General features: G+C 59.5%; 16 protein-coding genes and 1 pseudogene. 8 read left to right on the plus strand and 9 right to left on the minus strand.

Going from position 1 to position 21,047, the window contains the following annotated elements; translation table 11 throughout:
- A partial coding sequence (locus EN879_RS03145; RefSeq protein WP_245493787.1) for a PAS domain-containing protein occupies positions 1-1,619 on the plus strand: 1,619 nt, incomplete at its 5' end.
- Here EN879_RS03145 and EN879_RS03150 read toward each other — a convergent pair.
- Positions 1,612-2,286 carry a response regulator transcription factor gene (locus tag EN879_RS03150; RefSeq protein WP_063170174.1) on the minus strand — a complete coding sequence of 225 codons (675 nt, stop codon included), beginning with the start codon at positions 2,284-2,286 and terminating at the stop codon, positions 1,612-1,614. The two genes, EN879_RS03145 and EN879_RS03150, sit on opposite strands and share 8 nt — an antisense overlap.
- Positions 2,287-2,766: 480 nt before the next feature.
- On the opposite strand from EN879_RS03150, the gene EN879_RS03155 reads away from it, so the two are divergent.
- The 7 genes from EN879_RS03155 to EN879_RS03185 all read left to right on the plus strand — a co-directional run bounded on the left by EN879_RS03155 (position 2,767) and on the right by EN879_RS03185 (position 9,736).
- Positions 2,767-3,489, plus strand: a complete 723-nt coding sequence (locus EN879_RS03155) for a sugar phosphate nucleotidyltransferase (protein WP_013533115.1) — start codon at positions 2,767-2,769, stop codon at positions 3,487-3,489.
- 39 nt (positions 3,490-3,528) lie between these two features.
- Positions 3,529-4,665: a DegT/DnrJ/EryC1/StrS aminotransferase family protein gene (locus tag EN879_RS03160; protein WP_013533116.1), complete on the plus strand. Its 1,137-nt coding sequence runs from the start codon at positions 3,529-3,531 to the stop codon at positions 4,663-4,665.
- The gene (locus EN879_RS03165; RefSeq protein ID WP_013533117.1) at positions 4,662-5,336 is read left to right on the plus strand and encodes a sugar transferase; all 675 of its coding nucleotides are present in this window, start codon (positions 4,662-4,664) and stop codon (positions 5,334-5,336) included. Before EN879_RS03160 ends, EN879_RS03165 begins: the two co-directional genes overlap by 4 nt.
- Before the next feature lie 87 nt (positions 5,337-5,423).
- Complete coding sequence (locus tag EN879_RS03170; protein WP_063167490.1) at positions 5,424-6,428, plus strand: SDR family NAD(P)-dependent oxidoreductase; 1,005 nt, start codon at positions 5,424-5,426, stop codon at positions 6,426-6,428.
- Positions 6,425-7,654 carry a hypothetical protein gene (locus EN879_RS03175; protein WP_127273943.1) on the plus strand — a complete coding sequence of 410 codons (1,230 nt, stop codon included), beginning with the start codon at positions 6,425-6,427 and terminating at the stop codon, positions 7,652-7,654. The genes EN879_RS03170 and EN879_RS03175 overlap by 4 nt, the downstream gene beginning before the upstream one ends.
- A gap of 16 nt (positions 7,655-7,670) precedes the next feature.
- A complete protein-coding gene (locus EN879_RS03180; protein WP_063167489.1) occupies positions 7,671-8,933 on the plus strand; it encodes a polysaccharide biosynthesis/export family protein in 1,263 nt (420 codons plus the stop codon).
- Between the two features lie 110 nt (positions 8,934-9,043).
- Positions 9,044-9,736 carry a class I SAM-dependent methyltransferase gene (locus EN879_RS03185; protein WP_164745784.1) on the plus strand — a complete coding sequence of 231 codons (693 nt, stop codon included), beginning with the start codon at positions 9,044-9,046 and terminating at the stop codon, positions 9,734-9,736.
- 59 nt (positions 9,737-9,795) lie between these two features.
- Here the strand turns inward: EN879_RS03185 and EN879_RS03190 are convergent, their stop codons facing one another.
- The 8 genes and pseudogenes from EN879_RS03190 to EN879_RS03235 all read right to left on the minus strand — a co-directional run.
- On the minus strand, positions 9,796-10,062 hold the full coding sequence (locus EN879_RS03190) for an acyl carrier protein (protein WP_013533122.1): 267 nt from the start codon (positions 10,060-10,062) through the stop codon (positions 9,796-9,798).
- A gap of 39 nt (positions 10,063-10,101) precedes the next feature.
- Complete coding sequence (locus tag EN879_RS03195) at positions 10,102-11,655, minus strand: class I adenylate-forming enzyme family protein (RefSeq protein WP_063167488.1); 1,554 nt, start codon at positions 11,653-11,655, stop codon at positions 10,102-10,104.
- Positions 11,652-13,673 (minus strand): asparagine synthase (glutamine-hydrolyzing), encoded by a 2,022-nt coding sequence (gene asnB, locus EN879_RS03200; protein ID WP_063167487.1) that lies wholly within the window; start codon positions 13,671-13,673, stop codon positions 11,652-11,654. Before asnB ends, EN879_RS03195 begins: the two co-directional genes overlap by 4 nt.
- Positions 13,674-13,676: 3 nt before the next feature.
- Positions 13,677-14,657 (minus strand): NAD(+) synthase, encoded by a 981-nt coding sequence (nadE, locus tag EN879_RS03205; protein WP_272482884.1) that lies wholly within the window; start codon positions 14,655-14,657, stop codon positions 13,677-13,679.
- Positions 14,657-17,251: an AMP-binding protein gene (locus EN879_RS03210; RefSeq protein ID WP_082826410.1), complete on the minus strand. Its 2,595-nt coding sequence runs from the start codon at positions 17,249-17,251 to the stop codon at positions 14,657-14,659. Before EN879_RS03210 ends, nadE begins: the two co-directional genes overlap by 1 nt.
- Before the next feature lie 1,436 nt (positions 17,252-18,687).
- The gene (locus EN879_RS03225) at positions 18,688-19,281 is read right to left on the minus strand and encodes a DJ-1/PfpI family protein (protein ID WP_013533129.1); all 594 of its coding nucleotides are present in this window, start codon (positions 19,279-19,281) and stop codon (positions 18,688-18,690) included.
- A gap of 72 nt (positions 19,282-19,353) precedes the next feature.
- Positions 19,354-20,304, minus strand: a complete 951-nt coding sequence (locus EN879_RS03230) for a substrate-binding domain-containing protein (protein ID WP_063167484.1) — start codon at positions 20,302-20,304, stop codon at positions 19,354-19,356.
- 54 nt (positions 20,305-20,358) lie between these two features.
- Positions 20,359-21,033: pseudogene (locus EN879_RS03235) on the minus strand (ABC transporter permease); the annotation flags it as partial.
- Positions 21,034-21,047: the final 14 nt, after the last annotated feature.

Genomic DNA, 21,047 nt, shown 5'->3' on the forward strand with positions numbered 1-21,047 from the left:
ACGACATCGGCTTTTTTGATTTTGTTCCCGCCATTATTGCCATCTCATATTTCGAAGATCGCATGATCGCTCTTGCGGCAACATTTGTGATGGTTGCCGTCGGCTTGTTGACGCGGGATGTCCTGCACCATCCAATCGATGTCGGCCTTTGGGTTCAAGCCATTCTGCTGCTGGTTGCAGGGGGGATGATCGCCCTGACTTTCCACCGGCAGAGGCAGGACTACCGCACCCTTTTGCAGGTTGCGGAGGCTAGACTCGCGGCCTTGGAAGCAACCGAAAACAGGTATCGCTGGGCATTCGAACGTGCCGCCATTGGCTTTGCCAACATGAATGAGAACGGAGAGTTGCAACGGTCCAACAAGCGTCTTGGTGAGATGACAGGGTATGTCGAGGAGGAGCTTTCAAGTCTGCCGCTCAGCGCACTCGTCCACCCCGACGACAACCACACCTTGGCGGAAGCGTTGACTCGCCTGAAAGACACGACTTCGTTTGGCTCGGAGATCCGTCTCCTGAGAAGAGACGGCACGATTTTGTGGACAAGATTGGCCCTGTCTTTGGCCGTGCCAGCCGATGCTCTCCCTCAAAGCATTTTTGTAGTGGTGGACGACATATCGGGAGAGCGAACCGCCCGCGAGGCACTCCGGGCTCAGAAGGAATGGTTGGACCTGGCGCTATCGTCAAGCCGGTTGGGAACATGGCGCATAGATTTCGAGAGCGGGTCCGTGAAGGGCTCAGCCGCGTTCTGGGAAATGATGGGGCTGGCACCCGCGCCGAGCCGTCCATTGCAGGAATTGACTGCGGTCGTTCACCCGGCCGACTTGCCTAATCTGATGGCCCCGGGAGAGCTTGCATCAGGCGCCGACTATGACGCTGAGATCCGCATCAGGCGAACTGGCGGACATATCCGCTGGATTGCTCTTCGGGGACGGGACGAATTGCGCGACGGTCGTGCACAGCGAATAGGAGTCGCCGCGGATCTCACCGATCGGCGCATAACCATTCTGCTGCGGGCTGCGGCGAAGAAGCGAGAGCGGGCTATGCTTGAACAGCGCCATAGGCTCAACAATCTGTTTCCGGTGATCACGGCGCTTGTGAATATGGTTGGTGCCCCCGACAATGATATCGCCAGCTATAAGCAGACACTGATCGAAAAGATCGGCGCACTCCAGGCGACGCATCTGCTTCTTTCACGCGATGGCAGCCTGTCGGCTTCCCTGCGTGACCTCATCGTTCAGGAATTGCAGCCCTATATGGGGACGCATGACATTTCGATCAGTGGACCCGAAATAAAAATGGCTGAGGGTTCGGCTGAGAGCTTCGCAATGATCGTTCACGAGCTTACGACCAATTCCGTGAAGCATGGGGCTCTCGGCACTCCGGCAGGACGGATCGAGGTCGTGTGGCAATTCGTGGCCCAGGAGCCCGGCGCCGACATAGTGTTTGAATGGTCGGAATCGGGAGAGCGCCGGGTCTCCACCTCGGCTCGGCGTGGTTTTGGGTCGTTGATTATCGGAGCCGGCGGTGAGCCTATCGTGGGCCACTCTTCCAAGCTTGAGATGCTGGATCACGGACTGAAATATTCGGTCCGGCTGCCGCCAAAAGCAATCGGCGCTAGTTGATGTCCCTGGCGGCCCATGTCTTCAGCAAAACCGCGGCTTCCGTTCGATTTCGTGCCCCAAGTTCGCGCAGGACGGCAGCCGCATGAATCTTCGTCGTCGCTTCTGCAATTTCAAGAGAGCGGGCAATCTCTTTGTTCGAGTAACCTTCAGCCATCAACCTGAGGACTTCCTTCTGTCTGGACGTAAGCCTGCCCAGATTGTTGACGCTGATGGTCCTGTGGGGCATTTGCGTGGGAGCCTCGGATGGAAGGCGCACCGACGCCTTGGACCTTTGTGAAAGAAGTGCCGGAACGTAAATGCGGCCAGCCAGGATTTCGTTCACCGCCAGGACCACCTCCTCGTCCGTTTGGGACTTTACGATATAGCCATGAAGTCCAATCGAGAGGGCAGTTAGAATCTCGGCGCGTGAATCGGTCCCTGAGACAATTGCAAACCGTGTGTCGGGATGAGCCGGTAAGACGTCGCGAAGGTCGTCCTGACCGGACAGTCCCGGCATGTTCAGGTCGATGATGGCGAGATCAACAGGCGCCTGATCTTCAAGCAAGCTTATGACGGTATCAAAACACGCCGCTTCGAATATTTCCAAGTCTGGAATGCCGGCCATCAAAGCCAGTCGCAGCCCACGACGATACAAGCCGTGATCATCGGCGATGATAATACGATACATGAACCACCCACCTTTTGGCAGCCCGCATGTGTCCCTAGCTGCCGAAACCTCCCTTTGGATGGACTGTACGGTGACCCAACACAGATCAGCCGCCCGCTGATCCCCCGTATGTCGACGCTCGCCGCCGCCCATCGGCACATTTCAACCTTCTAATATAGCTTACAATCGCACACATTTCAGGGCCAGATGTTGAAGTGTTTTTTTCGTACGAACGGTAGCGATGCCCTTCCGAGCAGGTCGTTGCCGGCGCCGGACATGTGAACAGTTCCCAGCTCTGATCGCCCTGCCGCCCCCATGCCCTGCCAACTGGAATATTGAATCAAAAGGCCGGGAAAGTGCCATTCAAATGCACGACGACGCCTTCTTAAGCGCCACTTACCATCGCTGCACTCCGGAGAGGCAAAACCAACACTGGCGTACCTTCCGGCCGGGTGGGTTGGACCCATCACACCGCGACAGTCGTATCAATAGGAGGACGAGATGAAAGCGGTCATTCAGTGCGGTGGAATGGGAACACGCCTTCGGCCTTTCACTTCCATATTGCCCAAGCCTCTCATGCCGATCGGTGCTCGACCGGTTCTTGAATTGCTTTTGAAGTGGCTGCGGCGGAACGGCATTCAGGAAGTCTACGTCACGACCGGCTATCTGGGGCACTTGATCCGCACCGTATGCGGGGACGGATCCCAGTGGAATCTAAGGATACGCTACACCCAGGAACTGGAACCTCTCGGCACCATTGGCCCGCTCTCCCTGATCAGGGAGGAACTGGACGAGCCGTTCATTGTTCTCAATGGGGACGTACTTACCGATCTCAGTCTCAGCCGGTTTGTGGCATCACACCGCACACACACGGATCCAGTCACCATAGCCACCGCATCCCGCGTCATCAAGATGGACTTCGGCGTCATCGACGAGGTCGACAATACCGTTCAAGTATTTCGTGAAAAACCGACGCTATCCCATCTGGTAAGCATGGGAATATATTGCATGAATCCAGACGTTTTTCGTTTTATACCTGACGGCATCGCCTTCGGATTCGACGATCTCATGCTGCAGATGATGCAAAACGGCACGAATGTGCACGTCTACAAACATGACGGGCTTTGGCTGGATATCGGACGCGTTGAAGATTTTCAAAACGCACAAACCATTGCCTGGGAAGAGCAGTCCGCATCGATCGAGGTCTCGGCAGCGGCCGCTTGAGGGCTGAACGCTCGACCACGCCAACATGAGGAGGTCGTAATGCTCTTGGTCAGCGCTCCTATTCTTGGCTTTCCGGAAAAGGCGGCCTTGGCCAAAGTTGTCGACAGTGGGTGGCTGACGATGGGGGACCAGGTACGAGCCTTTGAAGAGGCCTTCGCGGCCGTGCATGATGCGGTCGATTGCGTTGCCGTCAGCTCTTGCACCGCCGCCCTGCATCTCATTCTCCATGCACTTGGGATCGGTCCCGGAGACGAAGTTCTGGTTCCCTCGCTGACCTTCGTGGCGACCGCGAATGCAGTGCTCTACGTAGGAGCAACACCGGTATTCGTCGACATAGAGTCGGCCGAAGTGCCACTGATGTCCCTAAGCGACGCGGAAGCCAAGTGCACCGGACGCACCAAGGCCGTCATTCTCGTCCACTTTGCCGGCTACCTCGCCGACCGGGAAGAATGGCAGAGATTTGCCCGTGTGCGAGGACTGCATATCGTCGAGGATGCCGCGCATGCTCCCGGCCTTAAGGAGGTGGGGACTTATGGTGCGGCCGCGGCCTTTAGCTTCTACGGCAACAAGAACATGACCACCGCGGAAGGTGGGGCCGTAATCGCCCGGGATGCACAGCTCCGTGAAGCGATCCGCCAGGCTCGCGGACATGGGATGACCAGCGGCACACATCAGCGGCTGAACAGCCGCACGCCGCAATACGATGTGACGATGCTCGGTTTCAATTATCGCATGGATGAATTGCGCGCCGCTATTGGCTTGGTCCAGCTTCAGAACCTGCAGGAATGGAATGAAATCCGGCGCATATTGGTCGTCCTCTATCGACGTCTGATCGCAGACTATTGCTCGGCTGTGACAGTTCCGTTCTGCAAACCGCGGACCTCGGCCTATCACATCATGCCTGTCCTCCTGCCACATGACGTCGACCGGCAAACGGTGATCGACCATCTGCGAACGAAGGGAATACAGACCACAATCCACTATACGCCCGTGCACCAGATGACGCTCTATCGCCAAATGTTCACTGAAATCCATCTGCCGAAGACCGAGGATTTCGCGCAGCGGGAGTTGACGATTCCACTACACCCGCAAATTACGGCAAGTGCGATCGAGTCGGTGGTTGTTGCGTTGGCCACCGCGATTGAAAGCAGCGGGCGCGCGGGAGCCGCGGCATGAACGCACTCGACGTGACGATGCATCGGCCCGCCGTAGCTGGCACCAGCCATGGAATTGCCAGGCGCGCGATGGATATCATCCTCGCCGCAGCAGCGGGAATGGCACTCGCTCCGCTGATGCTACTGATTGCTGTTGCACTCTTTGTCGAGGGTGGTTGGCCCGTGCTTTTCGCACAGACGCGCCTGGGTGCCGGCGCAAAACCATTTCGCATGTACAAGTTCCGCAAATTCAAGACAACAGCTGATCCTTTCGGCCTTGCGCTGACCATGAACGATGACAGCCGCATGACGCGGATAGGCCGTTTTCTCGCGGCAACGAAACTTGATGAGTTGCCGCAACTGTGGAACGTTTTTACGGGAGACATGGCAATTGTCGGCCCGCGGCCGGAAAGCCTTGCCTTCGCCGATTGTTTCCGCGGCGGCAATGAAGCCGTCCTGCAGTGGAAGCCCGGCCTGCTCGGCCCGACCCAGGTTCTCTTCCGTCACGAAGCCTGTTTTTACCCGCCATCCCTTGATCCGCTCCTGTTTTATCGAGAGGTCCTGTTCCCGGCCAAGGCAACGATCGACCTCGCCTATTATCCGCGGCGCACGATTGCATCGGACCTCGTCTGGATAATGCGAGGCTTCAGGGCGGTTTTCGGCGTGTCCCTGCCTCCCGCGGCAAGTGGATAGAGTTGGAAAGTGAGGAGAGTTTGGCATGAATGGATCGTTGTTCGTTCGCCAGTTTGTCAGCTCACACGATCAAAGGAGTGCGCAGTCGTGAGCTATCACGGCAGGAAGGTCCTGGTCACGGGTGCGGATGGATTTATCGGATCCCACCTCACGGAAGCGCTGGTGCACGAAGGCGCCGATGTCACGGCACTGGCCCTCTACAACTCGTTCGACAGCCATGGCTGGCTGGACGATTTACCCGACCACGTTCGAAGCCAGCTGCAATGCATTCGTGGGGATGTTCGTGACAGCGCGTTCATCAACCGGATCGTGCGCGGCCAGGCGGCGGTGTTTCATCTGGCTGCGCTGATTGCGATTCCCTACTCCTACGCGGCTGCCCAATCCTATGTGGAAACCAATGTGCTGGGCACCGTGAATGTCCTCGAAGCGGCACGCCACTGGGAAACCGAACGCATTGTGCATACGTCCACGAGCGAGGTTTATGGCACCGCTCTGACCATGCCGATCGACGAATCCCACCCACTGCAGGGACAGTCCCCCTACTCTGCATCCAAGATCGGCGCAGACATGATGGCGGCGTCCTATGCCAGGTCCTTCGATGTGCCGGTGGTCATCCTGCGACCGTTCAATACATACGGGCCGCGCCAGAGCGAGCGGGCCATCGTGCCGACCATCATAAGGCAGGCTCTGGACGAGAACTGTCCGGCGATCATGGTCGGCGACACCAGCCCTATCCGCGACCTTACCTTTGTGGAGGACACTGCTGCGGCATTTGTGGCGGCAGGGGCGGCCGAGCTTGAATTTGGCCATGCCTACAATGCAGGCAGCCAGCGCGCCGTCAGTGTCTCGGACGTTTTGGAGTTGGTGCTCGAGTTGAGTGGCACCAGGAAACCAGTTCGTCGAGATGAAAGCCGGATGCGGCCGCAAAACTCCGAGGTTCGCGCGTTGCTCGCCGATTCCTCGAACCTTGAAAGTAAAGTCGGATGGCGGGCACATACGAGCTTGCGTGATGGTCTGGAAAAGACCATCGAGTGGTGGCGCTCGCGCCTCAGCGAAGGCCGCGTCCGACGCGAAATGAGCTACATGACATGACCTTTCCGCGGCTCATACCAGCTTTGCTGTTGATGGCCGCTCTGCTGGCGCTGCACACAGCCGGAAACCGGCCGAGCGGTGCGGCAGGCACGGAGCCGGCAATGGATCTGCCCGCTTATCTGAAACCTGCAACTGATCCGGCGACAGGGATCCGCTTTACTCGGATCACTCAGCCCGGAGCGCTTGGCAGCGGAATTGTCTGCGGCAAAATATATTGCAGTCATCGCTACTCGAGCGCGCAAGCCTGGAATGCGGATCAGAGCCTCCTCGTCCTCATGAACGGCTGCAACGGCATGTGTTTCCTCGACGGGAAAACCTACCTCCCTTTGTTTCATCGCAACAAGTCGGGTGAGTGCGAATGGCGCCCTCGAAACGCGGAGATGATGATCTGTGTCGATGGTCAAAAGATATCGACCTGGGCGCCCCGCACCAATCGTGAGGACATAGTGTATGCCGCAACGAAATATCGGGATCTCGAATTCGGCCCGTCCAAGGGAAATCCTAGTCGTGACGGCAACCGCATTGCCGTACGCGCGACCCGCAATGATGGAGCTGCTGTCGTCTTCGCATACGACATCGACCGGCGTCTGAAATACCCGGACATCGATCTCGCCCAGGTTGCCGGAACGACCAGCTCCTGCACCATTTCTCCGCTCGGAGAGAACATCCTGTGTTTCCAAAATCTGGTCGACGGCACCGAACAGCGAGCCATTTTCGCAGGCCACGGGACCCTGCGCCAAACGTGGAAGGATCATCATCGGCCCGGCCATGGCGATTTGACTCTCGATGCGGATGGCAGCGAAATTTACGTCGGAACCAGCAAATCCGCTCCGGACAAATATCAGGTGATCAAGCGTCGGTTGTCCGATGGAAAGGTCACGTCGCTCACGAAGTACGGTGAGGCCGAGCATACGTCGCTGCGTGCTTTGGACAGGCCCGAATGGGCGTTTATAAGTTACGGGGGCAATCCCGATGAGGTTCGGAGCCACCCGGACTGGGCGCCATACACGCGCGAAGTGATCGCGCTGCGTGTCGACGGTCGTCAGGAGGTGCGACGCATCGTGCAGACGCGAAACGCTCCGTTCGACTATTGGAGCGAGACACATGCCTCACCCTCCCCTGATGGGTCGCAAGTGATCTGGTCGAGCAATTGGGGGGTGCCTGGTGGGCCGGTCTACGAATTCGTCGCCCATCTCGATTGGCCGCAGCAGCCGGGCCTGAATTAAAGGGAGATTGCCATCGATGGCCTTCGTTAGCCGAATTTTCTTTGCAGCCCTTGCCGGTTGCCTGGCCCTGGATATCGCAGCCGCGGCTGAAGCGCCGGTGGCCTATAAGCTGTCGCCCGGCGATACGGTGGAGATAGGAATAGCCTCCATAGCGGAGCGAACGCAACGCGCGATCGTGCAAATGGATGGCTCGATCGCGCTGCCCGAGTTCGGGATGATCCCGGTTGGCGGGCTGACGCCGGCAGAATTGCAGACGCGCATGGAGGCGGTGCTGCCAACCAAGATAGTCCATCAGCGCCTACCTGATGGACGGGAGCAAATGATCGTCATCAAGCCGAGCGACGTCACGGCCGTGATCGCGGAGTACCGTCCGATCTATGTGACTGGCGATGTGCTGACACCAGGGCAGCAGACTTACCGGCCACTCATGACTGTCCGACAGGCAATTGCCGTCGCCGGCGGTTTTAGTCTCCTGCGGTCTCGGGCAAGCCAAAGCGGACCTGATCCCGTTGATCTGCGACGCGACTACGAGTCGATCTGGGGGGACTACATCAGGGACTACTTTCATGGCGCGCGCATCCGCGCCGAACTTCAGAACCAGGCAGAATTTGACATGCAACCGCCGCAAGGCTCGCCCCTGTCGAATGCATTGATATCGGCGGTCGCGCAGGCGGAAGCGGAGGGCCTCAAGATTTCGCTGAACAATTTTCAGCAGGAGCAAAGCTATCTCGACAAGACCGCCAAGGATGCCGAGGCTCAGGTCGAGGTTCTGCTCAAGCGCGAGCAGACGGAAGCGGCCGCGGTGAAACAGGATGAGGACGATCTTGCGCGGGTCACCAAATCGTTCGAATCGGGCAACCTGACCAACAGCAGGCTCGCCGACGTCAGGCGTGCCGTGCTGATGTCGTCGAGCCGGGCGCTCGAGACCTCAGTCGAACTGATGAGAACGCGGCGCCAGCAGGAAGACTCCGTCAGGCAGCAGGAACGCAATGAAAATCAAAGAAGGATCGGCCTTCTGAACGAATTGAGGGACACCGACCTTCGCCTCGCCGAGACCACTGCAAGGCTCCACGCAGCCAGCCAGAAGCTTCAGCCATCAGGGGCGTCCGCGCTTCCACTGCCCGTCGCCGGCGAAACCTTTCAGGCGCGGATCACAATAACCGGCGGGGCCGGCGACGCGTCAAGAGGTCGACCGGTCGACCAGGACACCGAGGTTGCGCCTGGAGACACCATCGAGGTGAGGTTCAGCAGCGAACTGCAGAGCGCGGCGATCCAGTAGTTGCGCGGACGTGAACCGAGCCGGGAACGACGTTGCTGATGGCTCGCCCATGGCATGAAGACCGGGCGCCTGAGAAATCAACATTGGGAAATCAAGAAAGCGGGTTTGCCGTGATTGGTGAAATAGATGTCGCCAGCGCCTACAGCACCGGCCGCACCGACTTCATGGGGCTGAAGTTGGTTGTCGCGCCCGGCGTGCTCGTCCCTCGCCCGGAGACGGAACTGCTCGGCAGCACCGCCCTCAATGTGCTTCGTGAACTTAACAGGCCGGTACCGCGTGTCGTGGACATGTGCTGCGGGGCGGGCAATCTCGCCTGCGCCATTGGATACAAGGTCCCCACCGCGCGCGTCTGGGCGAGCGATCTTACTGACAGCTGCGTCGAAACCACCTGCCGGAACGTTGCCCATCTTGGCCTGGCCGGACGTATTTCGGTGCTACAGGGCGACCTCTTCAATTCCTTCTCGGGTCTGGAGCTCGAAGGTACGATCGATCTGGTCGTCTGCAACCCGCCTTACATCTCGGAGAAGCGGCTCGAAAACGACCGCGCGCATCTGATGGAACTTGAACCCCGTGAGGCGTTCGCTGCCGGGCCTTACGGCCTGAGCATTCATATGCGGGTGATCAAGGAGGCGCAGCATTATCTGCGGCAAGGTGGCATGCTGCTTTTCGAGGTCGGGCTTGGCCAGGACCGGCAGGTCATGAGTTTGGTTGAGCGTTCCAAAGCCTATGAGAGCATTCGCACGGTTGCGAACAAAGCCGGTGAAGCCAGGGTGGTTTGTGCACGGGCCAAAGCGCCAGCGTGAGCCGCGCCATGGGTTTGCGCGCCCGGTTGGGACGACGCCCTCAAGCCGTAGCCCGGCGATCAGTTTTCCTTGCTGACCACGTAACGTGCAATTCCCTGGATGGAATCGAAATTCTCCGGCAGAAGTTCACTGTCCTCGACAGTGATGCCGAATGTCTCCTCGACGAATCCGATAACTTCAAGCACTCCAGTCGAGTCTATGATGCCCTGATCGAGCAACGACGTTTCAACTTCCAGCGCACGCGGGTCGGCTACGTAGAAGTTTGACGCCAGAAAGGCGCGGATTTGATCGCTGTAGGTGTCAATTCTGTTGTTCGTGCTCAGCATTGAATTGGCCTCCGATCCAAATAATTTCCGTAAATTGCTTTATGACAGCGCCATTTTCTTGAGCTTGCCCGTGTCCGTCATCGGCAGACTGGACACAATTTGGATGGACTTCGGAATCATGAAGTTTTCCAATCGCTTCTGACATTCCATCCGCAGCTGCTTTTCGCCCATGATCGTTCCTTGCTCCATGACGACAAACGCTTTCACTGCTTGCCCCAGCAGGTCATCAGGTACTCCGACAACCGCGGCTTCCCGTACTCCCGGGATTTCCATCAGCACGTTTTCGACTTCCCTAGGCGCCACCTTTTCTCCCCGCGATTTTATGATCTCATCGCTGCGGCCGACAAAATAGAGGTAGCCTTCCTCGTCCATTCGGCAGTAGTCGCCGGTGTACAGAACCTGCTCGCCGGGCAAAGGACCTGGCTTGAGCTTCTTCGCGGTAGCCTCCGGCTTACCCCAGTAGCCCTTCATGACCGTTGCCCCGCGGATGACCAACTGGCCGACGACATTGGGACCAACCCTTCGGTCATCCTCATCGACAATCCACATTTCGGTGTTCGGGATGGCGATCCCCACGCTCAACGGTTTTCGGGCAAGATCGTCCGGCGGAAGATAGGTGCAGCGTTTGCATTCGGTCAGGCCGTACATCGAATAGATGCGGGCGGCGGCAAACAGTTCCTGGAGCAGGCGAATGTGCTTAAGCGGCAGGGCTGCCGCCGTATTCGTGACATACCTTATGCTTGCAAAATCATTTGCCTTCAGCGTCCTGAGATCCGACAGCGCGGCAAAGATGGTCGGCACGCCGGGAAAGCCTGTAACTCTCTCCCTTTCGATGATCGCAAGTATCTGTGCGGGGAAGGCAAACGAGCGCTCGAGGACCAACCGCGCCCCGGTACGGAATGCCATTATCATCTGATAGAGGCCGTAGTCGAAGGCCAGGGGCAAGACATTGAGGATCACGTCGTCTTCGCCAAGCTCAAGGTACGAGGCGATAGACGTGCAGGCTGTCATCATGTTCCTGTGTGTCAGCATCACGCCTTTGGGTTCGCCGGTCGAGCCCGACGTGTAGATGATGGCTGCGAGATCGATATCGATGCGGCGGCGGGGCGGCGCTTTGCCGTGGCCGGCAGCCGCCTCATCCCAGCGCACGGCATGCGGCAATCCCCGGAGCTCGGCGTCGTCCACCTGACCGGAGACGATGAGCCGCCGCAGCGACGGACAGTTACGCGCCGGCTCAGCAAAGACCGGCTGCAAATGTTTGTCGGTGATCAATGCTGCCGGAAGGCAATCGTTGAGCAAATACCCCAGCTTGTCGCTCTTGGTGAGCGGATTGACGACGCACACAACGGCGCTCGCCTTGAGAACCGCCCAGAAGCTGACCACGGTCTCGACGGTGTTGTCGGCGAAGATCATAACGCGGTCACCGGGGGCGACCCCGGACGTGACGAGATGACGGGCGACCGCGCTGGAGCGTGTCTCAAGCTCGTCATAGGTGAGCCGGTGCTCGCCGCACACCAGCGCTATCTTGTCGCCGAGCCGTTCGGCCGAATGGCTGAGGTAATCGTCCAGCAGAGGTACGGCGCCATGCATCATACCAGCACCTCTTCCCTGTGCAGGTGATCGACGTCTATCCTGAGGTCGACCGCATGCGCGCTCGATGGGCGGCTAGCGACAAACTGCTGATGGAGGAGCTGCGTCGACAGCACGCCGACCAACGCCATGTTGTCCGAGTTGGACAGATCCCCATCGCCGGTCTTGGCAGCGCATTTGTCCAGCAGGCGCGCGACCGAGTTCGGATCAAAGACATTCGCCGCGCGCAGGGCAGTCTCGGAGAGTGCTTCGCGGACATAGGCGGGTGCGCCATCGCCCGTGAAGCAAAGTGCGTTGGGCGCCCGGTAGGGTTGCTTCTTGCGGGCCACGACTTCCGCGGGCACGATCGATTTCGCCACACGCTTCAGCACGTGTTTCTCATCCAGAATGCGCAGCTTGTAGTCGGGCGGGAGCGAATTCGCCAACGCCACGAGCCTGTCGTCCAGGAACGGGAAGCGCCCCTCGACAGAATGGGCCATCAGCATCCTGTCACCCTGCGAGGAGAGCAGGTAGCCCGACATCAGCGTCCTGATCTCAAGATACTGGTCCTGCGCGAGAGGACCCCATCGTGGAAACTCTTCGGGCAGGTGGCCAAGCAGGTCCGCCACCACGTCGTGACGCGCCGCTTCGGCATGCATGTCGGCCGAGAACAGCCGTTTGATGGCGCTGGTGGTGCGCCAGCGGGTGTCATGCGCGAAGCCGGGCGCGCCAAATGCATGGATACCGTGTCCGAAGAACTGGCGCGCCATCGCCTGCTGCTTGACGGGCGACCGGCTCAGATAGGGGTAGAGCCGTTCCAGCAGTCGCGCGCGTCGGGCGGATGCGGGCTGCCGCCCCCAGAAACGGCGGACCTTGCCTTCACGGAACAGGTCGTAGCCGGCAAACATCTCGTCGGCGCCCTCGCCGGTCAGGACGACCTTGATGCCATGTTCGCGCACCAGCCTCGAGAGAAGGAACAACGGCGCCGGCGCGGTCCTGAGAATCGGACACTCGGCGTGACGGATCACATCTGGGAAAACCTCGGCAATATCACCGCGCGAAACCATCACCTCGTGGTGCTCGCCGCCGCTCGCACTTGCAACCAGCCGCTGGTAACGGGTTTCATCATATTCGGCGTCAGCAAAACGCAACGAGAAGGTCTGGAATGGCGCGCCGGCGAAGCGCCTACCGAGCATGGCGACAAGTGAGCTGTCGAGCCCGCCGGAAAGGTAGCAGCCAACCGGCACATCCGCCTTGACCATTCTAAGCGCCGTCGCGGCCTGCAAGGCGCTACGCACTTCGTCCACCGCATCGTCCAGTGAGCCGGTGAAGGTGCCATGGGCCTGGTCCGCGATCTCGGGATAGCAAGGTTTCCAGAAAGCGTGCTCACGAACGCTGCCATTGTCGTAGATGCGTACATGGCCGGGGGTAAGTTCCTTCACTCCCTGAAATACGCCTTGCGGCGGTACGACCGTCCACAGCGTGAAAGTCTGGTCTATCCCCGCCGGATCGAAGGCCCGCGGTATCGCCGGGTCGGCTGCGAAAATGGCCTTCACTTCGCTGGCGAAGTGAAGGCGGCCAGCATGTTCGCACAAATGCAGCGGGCAGATGCCGAACCGGTCGCGCGACAGGACGAGGCGGCCTGTCAGCGAATCCCAGATGGCGAGTGCCCACTGCCCGTTTAGCCTCTCGAACGCGGCCACGCCCCAGGCGCGGTAGGCGTGCACGATGACCTCGGTATCGCTGCGGGTGCGGAAACGATGCCCCAGCGCCGTGAGTTGTTCACGCAGCTCGATGTAGTTGAAGATCTCGCCGTTGAACACGATCCAGGTGGTATCGCCGGTGTCGGCGAGGGGCTGCTGTCCGGTCGAGAGATCGATGACCGACAGACGGGTATGCGCCAGCCCCGCCCGCCTGTCGCGGTAAACGCCGCTCTCGTCCGGGCCTCGATGGGAGAGCGCGGCTGCCATTCGTAGAAGCGCGGCTCGTGAAGGAGGCTCCGCAGCCGCGTTCAGCGCCACAATTCCGGCGATACCGCACATGGGTCAATCCCTGTCCATCGCAGCGGACAGCTGCGGCCGTGCGTGAAGGTAGCGGGCGGCGCGGCGTTTGCTGACGATATCCTTATAGACCTTCTCGACCTGCTCGGCCGTCAGGCCGGCGGCGGCGGCAACCACGCCGGCCGAAATTCCGTGATTCATGCCGTAGAGGCACAAATCCATCAGCTGATAGGGCAAGGCGAAGTAGAACTCCTCCTGGGTTTGCGCCATGGAAAACGTGTCCGTGGTCGGCGGCCTCATTCGGACCTCCTCGTCAATCCCGAGATATTCCGCCAGCTGATAAACCTGGGTCTTGTAGAGATGGACGATCGGCATCACGTCGGCGACGCCGTCGCCCTGCTTGACGAAGAAGCCTTGGTCATATTCGAGCCGGTTTGGCGTGCCTGCCACTGCATAGTTGAGGCGGTCCGCATGATAGTATTCAGTCATCTTGCGAACCCGCTGCTTGTAGTTGGTTGCAGCGACGATCTGCAGGTAAGCCGCCGGCGAAAGACGCACGGTGTCGATCTTTCCGTCCGGATCCTCGACGGTGAGGCGCGTGATATTAAGGCCGCTGCTCTCCAGCACCGATGCCATGACCAGCTTGCATTTCCAGCCTTCGCCATATCCAGGGACGGCAGTTCGGATGGCCTCCATCTGTCGGGCGTAGGCACCGATGCCCTCGAGCGCCGGCTGGATATCTTCAAGGATTGTGTCGATGCCAAGCTGCCCGGCGACGCTGCGGCCAAGCCTCAGCGAGTCGCCGGATGAATCGCGCTCCGGCATGAACAGGCCCAGTACCTTGTCCCTGCCGAACGCGCGTGCGCAGACCGTTGCGACGACCGAACTGTCGATGCCTCCGGAGAGCCCGACAACCACTCCGCGGCGCCGTTGTGTGCCGAGAACCTGTTCGCGCAAGGTCTCGACGATGCGATCGATCTCCAGCCGGGCATCGAGCGCCAGCACACCGCTGCTGAATTCCCCGATCAGGTCGATGACACTGCCTCCCGTTTCTGTGACTCGATTGAAGAGTAGGTCTCAGTCACAGCGTTTTCGATGAGCGGGCGATTGATGGTCAGATGAGGCTCCACGACCATGTCGATGTGAGTGCCGGCGATCGGAATGACGTCCAGATGGACGAATGCCCGATCCCACCCAAGTGCAAGCGGCATTCCGGGCCGCGCGCAACGGAACAAGGTGCCGGTGATCGGCAGTATCGGCCTGGGTTCTGTGAGCCACTGGAAGAAGGCGCGCGCGCGCAGAACTTCCTGCAGTTCCAGTTTGGTTCTGAAGCTCGTCGGGTTGAACTGACCCTCGGCATAGCGATCGAGGAAGCTGGCAAGCCGGGATTCGCAGTGCATTTTGACCGCGACCTTGGCAAGCGCGCGGCATGCCACTCGACTAGCCGATATACGATTGGTTCGGATCCGGTGAAATGTCCGGGTAATCGTCTCCCAACGCTTGCTGCGTTCGCCAACCAGGCTGGTATCCAGAATGCCCGTGAACGCTACCGCTCGCCCTTGATCAAGCAGACGCGCGGCAACCTCAAAAGCAACCGCTCCTCCGAGCGAGTGACCAAGCAGGCGAACACAGCCGGTCGGCTGTACGCGGTTGATATGATCGATTGCAGCTTCGACCATTGCGGCGACGGTGTTCTGACCTTGCAGGATCATGCCCAGGGCCGGATATCTGATGGGAGACACCCTGGCGACCTTGCTTATTGCCGATGCGAACGAAGCAAGGCTCGGACCATAGCCGACCGACCCGGGGAAAAGGAAAAGCAGCGGAGGCTCGTGTTTCCAAGCGGGCGCGTGCTCGCCGCCTCCTTGAGCAGAAATGACCGCTGCAACCATCTCATCGAAGCTCATTCCAACCGTGAAGGCTTCCAATCCGAGCTCCTGCCCGATCGCGCTTTCGATTTCCATGACGCAGTGCAGCAGCTTCAGCGAATCTCCCCCCGCTTCATCCCAACAGCCCAGGGCGACCCGCGTCTTGAGGACCTTGGTCCAGGCACGCCGTACGATCTGATGAGCAGGAACTTCATGTCCCGCATGGGGTATTTGCGGTGGGGGCGTGGTTTCCCGAACCGAAAGGTCAATTGCAGCCAGCGTTGTCATATCGATCTTTCCGCTGGGCAGTCGCGGTATCTCGGCGCTTGCATGGAGTCGCAACGGGCAAAGCGCCGGCGGCAATTTTGTCCTGGCAAGTTGGCGCAGCTCGTCGCAAAAACTGGCTCCCGCTCCGCTGTGCGGTACGGCGAATGCAACCAGTTCATTCGCCGGGGTGACGATAACCACGGCATCCTTCACCGACGGCGCGCCACGCAGCACCCGTTCGAGTTCGGCCGGCTCAACGCGCCGCCCATTGACCTTTATCTGGCGCCCTTTGCGGCCTATGATCCGCAGCAGGCCGTCACTCCCGATTTGCACAAGATCGCCCGTCGCAAAGATGCGAAGCGTCTGGTCGTCGGGGTCTACTTCAAACGGAACAACGGCCCCGTTTTCCCAATGTCCAAGCGCGACATACGGGCTTCTGATCAACAGTTCTCCGATCTTGCCGGGCTGAACCGGGTAACCCTCTTCATCGACCACTGCGAAGCTGATTCCCGGAAGCAGCCAGCCGACGGGAGCCGAAGAATCGAATTCCGGCCAATCGTGCGGCAAGAACCACTGCGATCCCGTCGTTTCCGTCGATGAATAGCCGATCTGCACCAGGCAATTTGGCGGGACAGCCTTGCGCACGAGGCGGATGTCGGCCGAAGATACCTTCTCGCCTCCAATTCGGGCAACTCTGAGCGAACCAAAGGCGTCCGCGGGTTCATCCGCCAAGAGAGCGCGAAGCAATGCCGGCACCAGATAGGTGATCGTCACGCCTTCGGATTGCATGCGGCCGCGAACCGCGCGCAGGCCGACGGCTTCAACCTCCACAAGCTGCAACGTGGCACCCGTGAGCAGAGCGGCAAGAATTTCCCGACAGCCGGCGATGGTTGCCGGGCCGGTCAGAGGCAGGAATACATCCTGTGCATTGATGTGGCACGCATCGACATATTGCTGCACTCGGCACAGCAAGTTCCGCTGGCTGTTGACAATCCCCTTGGGGCGGCCCGTGCTGCCGGAGGTATAAAGCACGATTGCCGGTGCATCGACAGAAACCACACGGTGTGCGGCTGGATGGGGCGTTGCCTGCAATGATTGCGCCATATCGATCCAGGCAACGTGCTGGGGCAGATCAAGGCCGTGGAGGCCTTTGTCGCCAATTATGGCGGAGAGCCTCGCGTCGGCGACGATTTCGTTGATGCGCGAGTCCGGATCTCGCACGTTAAGCGGCACTGACGGCCGACCGGATGCCATGCTGGCCAGCATCGCAACGGTGTACCAGACCGAGTTGGCCTGAAGTATTCCAACCGCATTTCCGTCGGGAACGACGGCTTCAATCCAGCCGGCCAATGCCTCGACCGCCCGAAAAAGCTCGGAATAGGTCAGTCGATTGGTGCCGTCGCTGGCGGCTAATTTTTCGGAATAACGCCCGGCGATCTCCCTCAGGTGATCAAAGACAGGAACGTCGGCGAAGCCAGTTCCCATCCGTTGATGCAGACGTAGAACAGGCCCGCCATGGTCAAGAGCATGATCGGGAGCTTTTAGCCATCGGCAAGGGACCACCGCTTGGTAGTCAGCCTGCACCGTTTGAATCGCCCTCGAAGATTCTAAATGCGCCAGAGACATAAGGGCCCCACGCTAGGATTGTTGCCGCTTATCGCTCCGCGGCATGATCTTTTCATCAATCATTCGGATGATGCGTGAGACGGTCTTAATCGCTTGAATTATTCGAAGATGAAGAGGCCAGCCTGCGCCCGCCCGGGCTGCGGGACTACCTTACCTTACAGAGGTGTCGGGCTGCGCGCTGCTATCCGCTTTGCCAGTACTTGAAACGAAGCAGTATGCGAACACTTCCCCTCCAAGCTCATCCGTTACACGAACCCAATTGTTTTCCCAAGTCCGCAGGGTAACCTGGCGTCCCGTTGACATAGTCGCCGCCGTGAACGGGCTGGACGCATTGACGTTACTCGCCGCGACCACGTCATCCCCCTCCATTTGTTCCACCAGGTATGTTTGCATCACTGCTCCTGACTGTGGGGCAAGGCCGGTTCAATCGCGTGTAGCTGGACAACTCCAACCGCAGGGAACGGATTTCGTTCCATGCTACAGGCAACCCTACCGCCGGAAGTCAGCCTTCAGATCGCCTGCCCTCCTGGCAGGACCGTGGCCTAGCCGCTGAACGACTGGTCAGGACTGAGCTATGCTTTGGGGGAGATGGACCTCGCCCTGCGAATCCGCATACTTCTGGAAAAGTGCAATCTTGTCGGGATACGTAATCCGGATTTCGCTGTGACAGCCCTCGCAGCGATATTTGGACGCAACCTGGAACCAGCGCCCGGGTTTCAGCAAAGCCAATCCGCAGCGAGGACATTTGAACGTCATTTCAAGAGGGCATAGATTCTGACACAGCGGCATTTCGCAAAGTCCATAAGGGATACCTAATGTTAGGCAACGACAGCCGGCCGAAATCGTTCCTGGACGCCGTTCTTTTCGTCAGGCCGATGACCAGCCCCGGACGCCGGGAGATTATTGGATTATCCGCGATGCCAGATTTACTGACGCGGGCCTGAACTCAAGCGCACCCCGATTTCCGGTGGCGTAGCGCCGTTGCAGGCGTTGACTGATGTCAGCAGCTTGCAATCCGAATGAGCAAGCCCGGAGCGAGGTGGCCTCGGGGGGACGACGGGGCCGCACGGTCGACGACACGGCCTATCCGGATGCTGAAACAACGCCGCGCGCCGACCCTGTCGAACAGCACCAGTGGAACAGGCAGGACGAAAAGCGGCGCAACAGGCGGCAATACTTAAGTGTCTCGCCTATATCGTAGCTCGGAAGCCGCGATCCCGACCGAGTTGATGGATATGGAAGCGCTGTTGAAGGGAACCGACGCATCCCTTGGCGAATGCGTCGGTTCCAGAAGTTTATGCGTGGCGGATTTCCGTTCCCAGCACCTTCAGACATTCGCGGATGAACGCAGCAAGCGCCGTCCAACCTTTGGCCGAAACCATTGTCCCGTCCACATAGGCCTCGGTCGGCGACAGGTCGATATAGGTGCCACCCGCCAGTGTCACCTCCGGCTCGCAGGCGCCGAGTGCCGCGACCTTCTTGCCGCGCACCACGCCGTCGACAGCGATCAGGATCTGCACGCCGTGGCAGATGGTGAAGATTGGCTTCTTGGCCTCGTGGAAATGGCGCACGATCGCCTGCACGCGCTTGTCGGTGCGGATGTATTCCGGGCCGCGGCCGCCCGCGCAGTAGACGGCATGATACTGATCGAGCTGCCTCTCGGCTTCCGAGAAAGTCTTGTTGATCAGCGCATAATGGCCGAGCTTTTCGGTGTAGGTCTGGTCGCCCTCGAAGTCGTGCAGCGAGGTCTTGATCAGATCTCCGGCGTTCTTGTCCGGGCATACCACGTGGATGGTGTGACCGACGGCTTCCATCGCTTGCTGATAGACAAAGATTTCGTATTCTTCGGTGAACTCACCGGTCAGCATCAGTATCTTTTTGCCTGGCATGGTTCTTCCTCTCAGTGTTTTGAGCTAGGCAAGGCGCAGACTGCGCCTGCCTTTCTGTGAAATCGGATAGGGTCAGAATGGCGAATCCGGAAAGTAATATTCCTTGGCGTTGGCCTGGGTGATCAACGGCGCGTCGAGCTTGACGGTGCCACGGACGGGTGCCTGGCCGATCAGGTTGGCGACTGTCATGTAGATCGCGGTCTTGATCATCGACGGCGGGTATGGCGTCTCGACCGGCGTCATGGCGTCGCCGTCGATCACTTTCTTGACGATGTCCTTCATGCCGTTGCCACCGAGCGCAAGCTTGATGTCGGTCCGCCCCGACTGCTTGACCGCCTCGAGCACGCCAAGCAGCATGTCGTCGTCATTGGCCCACACCGCATCGATATGCGGGTACTTGGCCAGATAGTCCTGCATCAGCTTGAAGGCTTCGTCGCTGTTCCAATGCGCGTACTGGATGTCGAGGACTTTCAGATCAGTGCCTTTGATCGTGTCCTGGAAGCCCTTGATGCGCTCGTCGTCGATGACGGTCGGAATGCCGCGCAACACAACGACGTCGCCCTTGCCGCCAAGCTTGTCGATCATGAACTTGGCGGTGTTGGTGCCAACCGCGATATTGTCGCCGGCGAGGTAGAGATCCTGGACGGAGGCGTCAGTCAGACCCCGATCGACGACGGTGATGAACGTGCCCATGTCCTTGATAGCGTTGACCGGCTGGGTCAGCTCTTCCGAGCTGTAAGGCAGGATCACCAGAGCATCCAGCTTGCGGCTGGCCGACAGGTCCTCAAGCGCGCTGACCTGCTCCGCCGCGGACGGCGACGTCTTCACGACCACTTCGACGTTCGGGAACGCGGCGTTGATTTCCTTGGCCGCCGCTTGTGCGTGGTAGACGATGCCCGCTGTCCAACCGTGGTCAGCGGCCGGTATCGACACCGCGATGACCTTCTTGTCTTGCGCCATGGCCTGGCCGGCCAGCAGCAGCGCGCCAAGTGTCGCTGCCGCAATCCATTTTCTACTGAACATTGTCTTCTCCCTTGGACCTACAAGAACGTTAATCCGCGTGGTCCGGACGCGGCGCTATTTCGAATTCGAAAACCGCTGGATGAGCATGGCGATGATGATGATGACGCCTTGAACAGCGGCAACGAGGTATTCGGAGACGAAGTCCGAGAGCACCATGAGATTGGCGATGAGTTCCAGGATGACGGCGCCGGCGACTGTCCCCCACACATGGCCCTTGCCGCCGCGCAATGCGGTGCCGCCAATCACCACGGCGGTGATGACCTGCAGTTCCCAAAGCTGTCCGGTTGTCGGCGTTGCGGCGCCCAGGCGCGGCACGTAGCAGATCGCGGCAATCGCCACACAGACACCCTGGACGATATAGGCCACGGTCCGTGTCCTGATCACCGAGATGCCGGAATAACGGGCGACATCCTCATTGGCGCCGACCGCCGCACATTTGCGCCCATATTTCATCTTGTAAAGGATGAAGGATGCGACCGCGGCGACTGCGACGGATATGAGGATTGGAACCGGGATCCCGCCGACCGTGCCGAAATAGACAGGCCGGTAGGCCTCGCGCAACGACCTGTCGATCGGTATCGTGCCGCCATCGGTCAGATAGGTTATCAGCGCCCGGAAAATCCCCATCGTGCCCAGCGTGGCGATAAACGGTTCGATCCTGCCGACCGTGACGATGAGCCCGTTGGCAAGCCCGCACAGGAGGCCGACCAGGATCGCAACCGCCATACCTGTCTCTTATACAC

This window comes from Mesorhizobium sp. M7A.F.Ca.AU.002.02.1.1, from assembly GCF_003998535.1.
In the GTDB taxonomy this organism is placed as follows: domain Bacteria; phylum Pseudomonadota; class Alphaproteobacteria; order Rhizobiales; family Rhizobiaceae; genus Mesorhizobium; species Mesorhizobium ciceri.

Excerpts from the sequence above, each read along its gene's own strand:
- EN879_RS03150 (WP_063170174.1), bottom strand. The coding sequence starts at position 2,286 with ATGTATCGTATTATCATCGCCGATGATCACGGCTTGTATCGTCGTGGG.
- EN879_RS03155 (WP_013533115.1), top strand. The coding sequence starts at position 2,767 with ATGAAAGCGGTCATTCAGTGCGGTGGAATGGGAACACGCCTTCGGCCT.
- EN879_RS03160 (WP_013533116.1), top strand. The coding sequence starts at position 3,529 with ATGCTCTTGGTCAGCGCTCCTATTCTTGGCTTTCCGGAAAAGGCGGCC.
- EN879_RS03165 (WP_013533117.1), top strand. The coding sequence starts at position 4,662 with ATGAACGCACTCGACGTGACGATGCATCGGCCCGCCGTAGCTGGCACC.
- EN879_RS03175 (WP_127273943.1), top strand. The coding sequence starts at position 6,425 with ATGACCTTTCCGCGGCTCATACCAGCTTTGCTGTTGATGGCCGCTCTG.
- EN879_RS03180 (WP_063167489.1), top strand. The coding sequence starts at position 7,671 with ATGGCCTTCGTTAGCCGAATTTTCTTTGCAGCCCTTGCCGGTTGCCTG.
- EN879_RS03190 (WP_013533122.1), bottom strand. The coding sequence starts at position 10,062 with ATGCTGAGCACGAACAACAGAATTGACACCTACAGCGATCAAATCCGC.
- EN879_RS03195 (WP_063167488.1), bottom strand. The coding sequence starts at position 11,655 with ATGATGCATGGCGCCGTACCTCTGCTGGACGATTACCTCAGCCATTCG.
- asnB (WP_063167487.1), bottom strand. The coding sequence starts at position 13,673 with ATGTGCGGTATCGCCGGAATTGTGGCGCTGAACGCGGCTGCGGAGCCT.
- EN879_RS03210 (WP_082826410.1), bottom strand. The coding sequence starts at position 17,251 with ATGGGAACTGGCTTCGCCGACGTTCCTGTCTTTGATCACCTGAGGGAG.
- EN879_RS03225 (WP_013533129.1), bottom strand. The coding sequence starts at position 19,281 with ATGCCAGGCAAAAAGATACTGATGCTGACCGGTGAGTTCACCGAAGAA.
- EN879_RS03230 (WP_063167484.1), bottom strand. The coding sequence starts at position 20,304 with ATGTTCAGTAGAAAATGGATTGCGGCAGCGACACTTGGCGCGCTGCTG.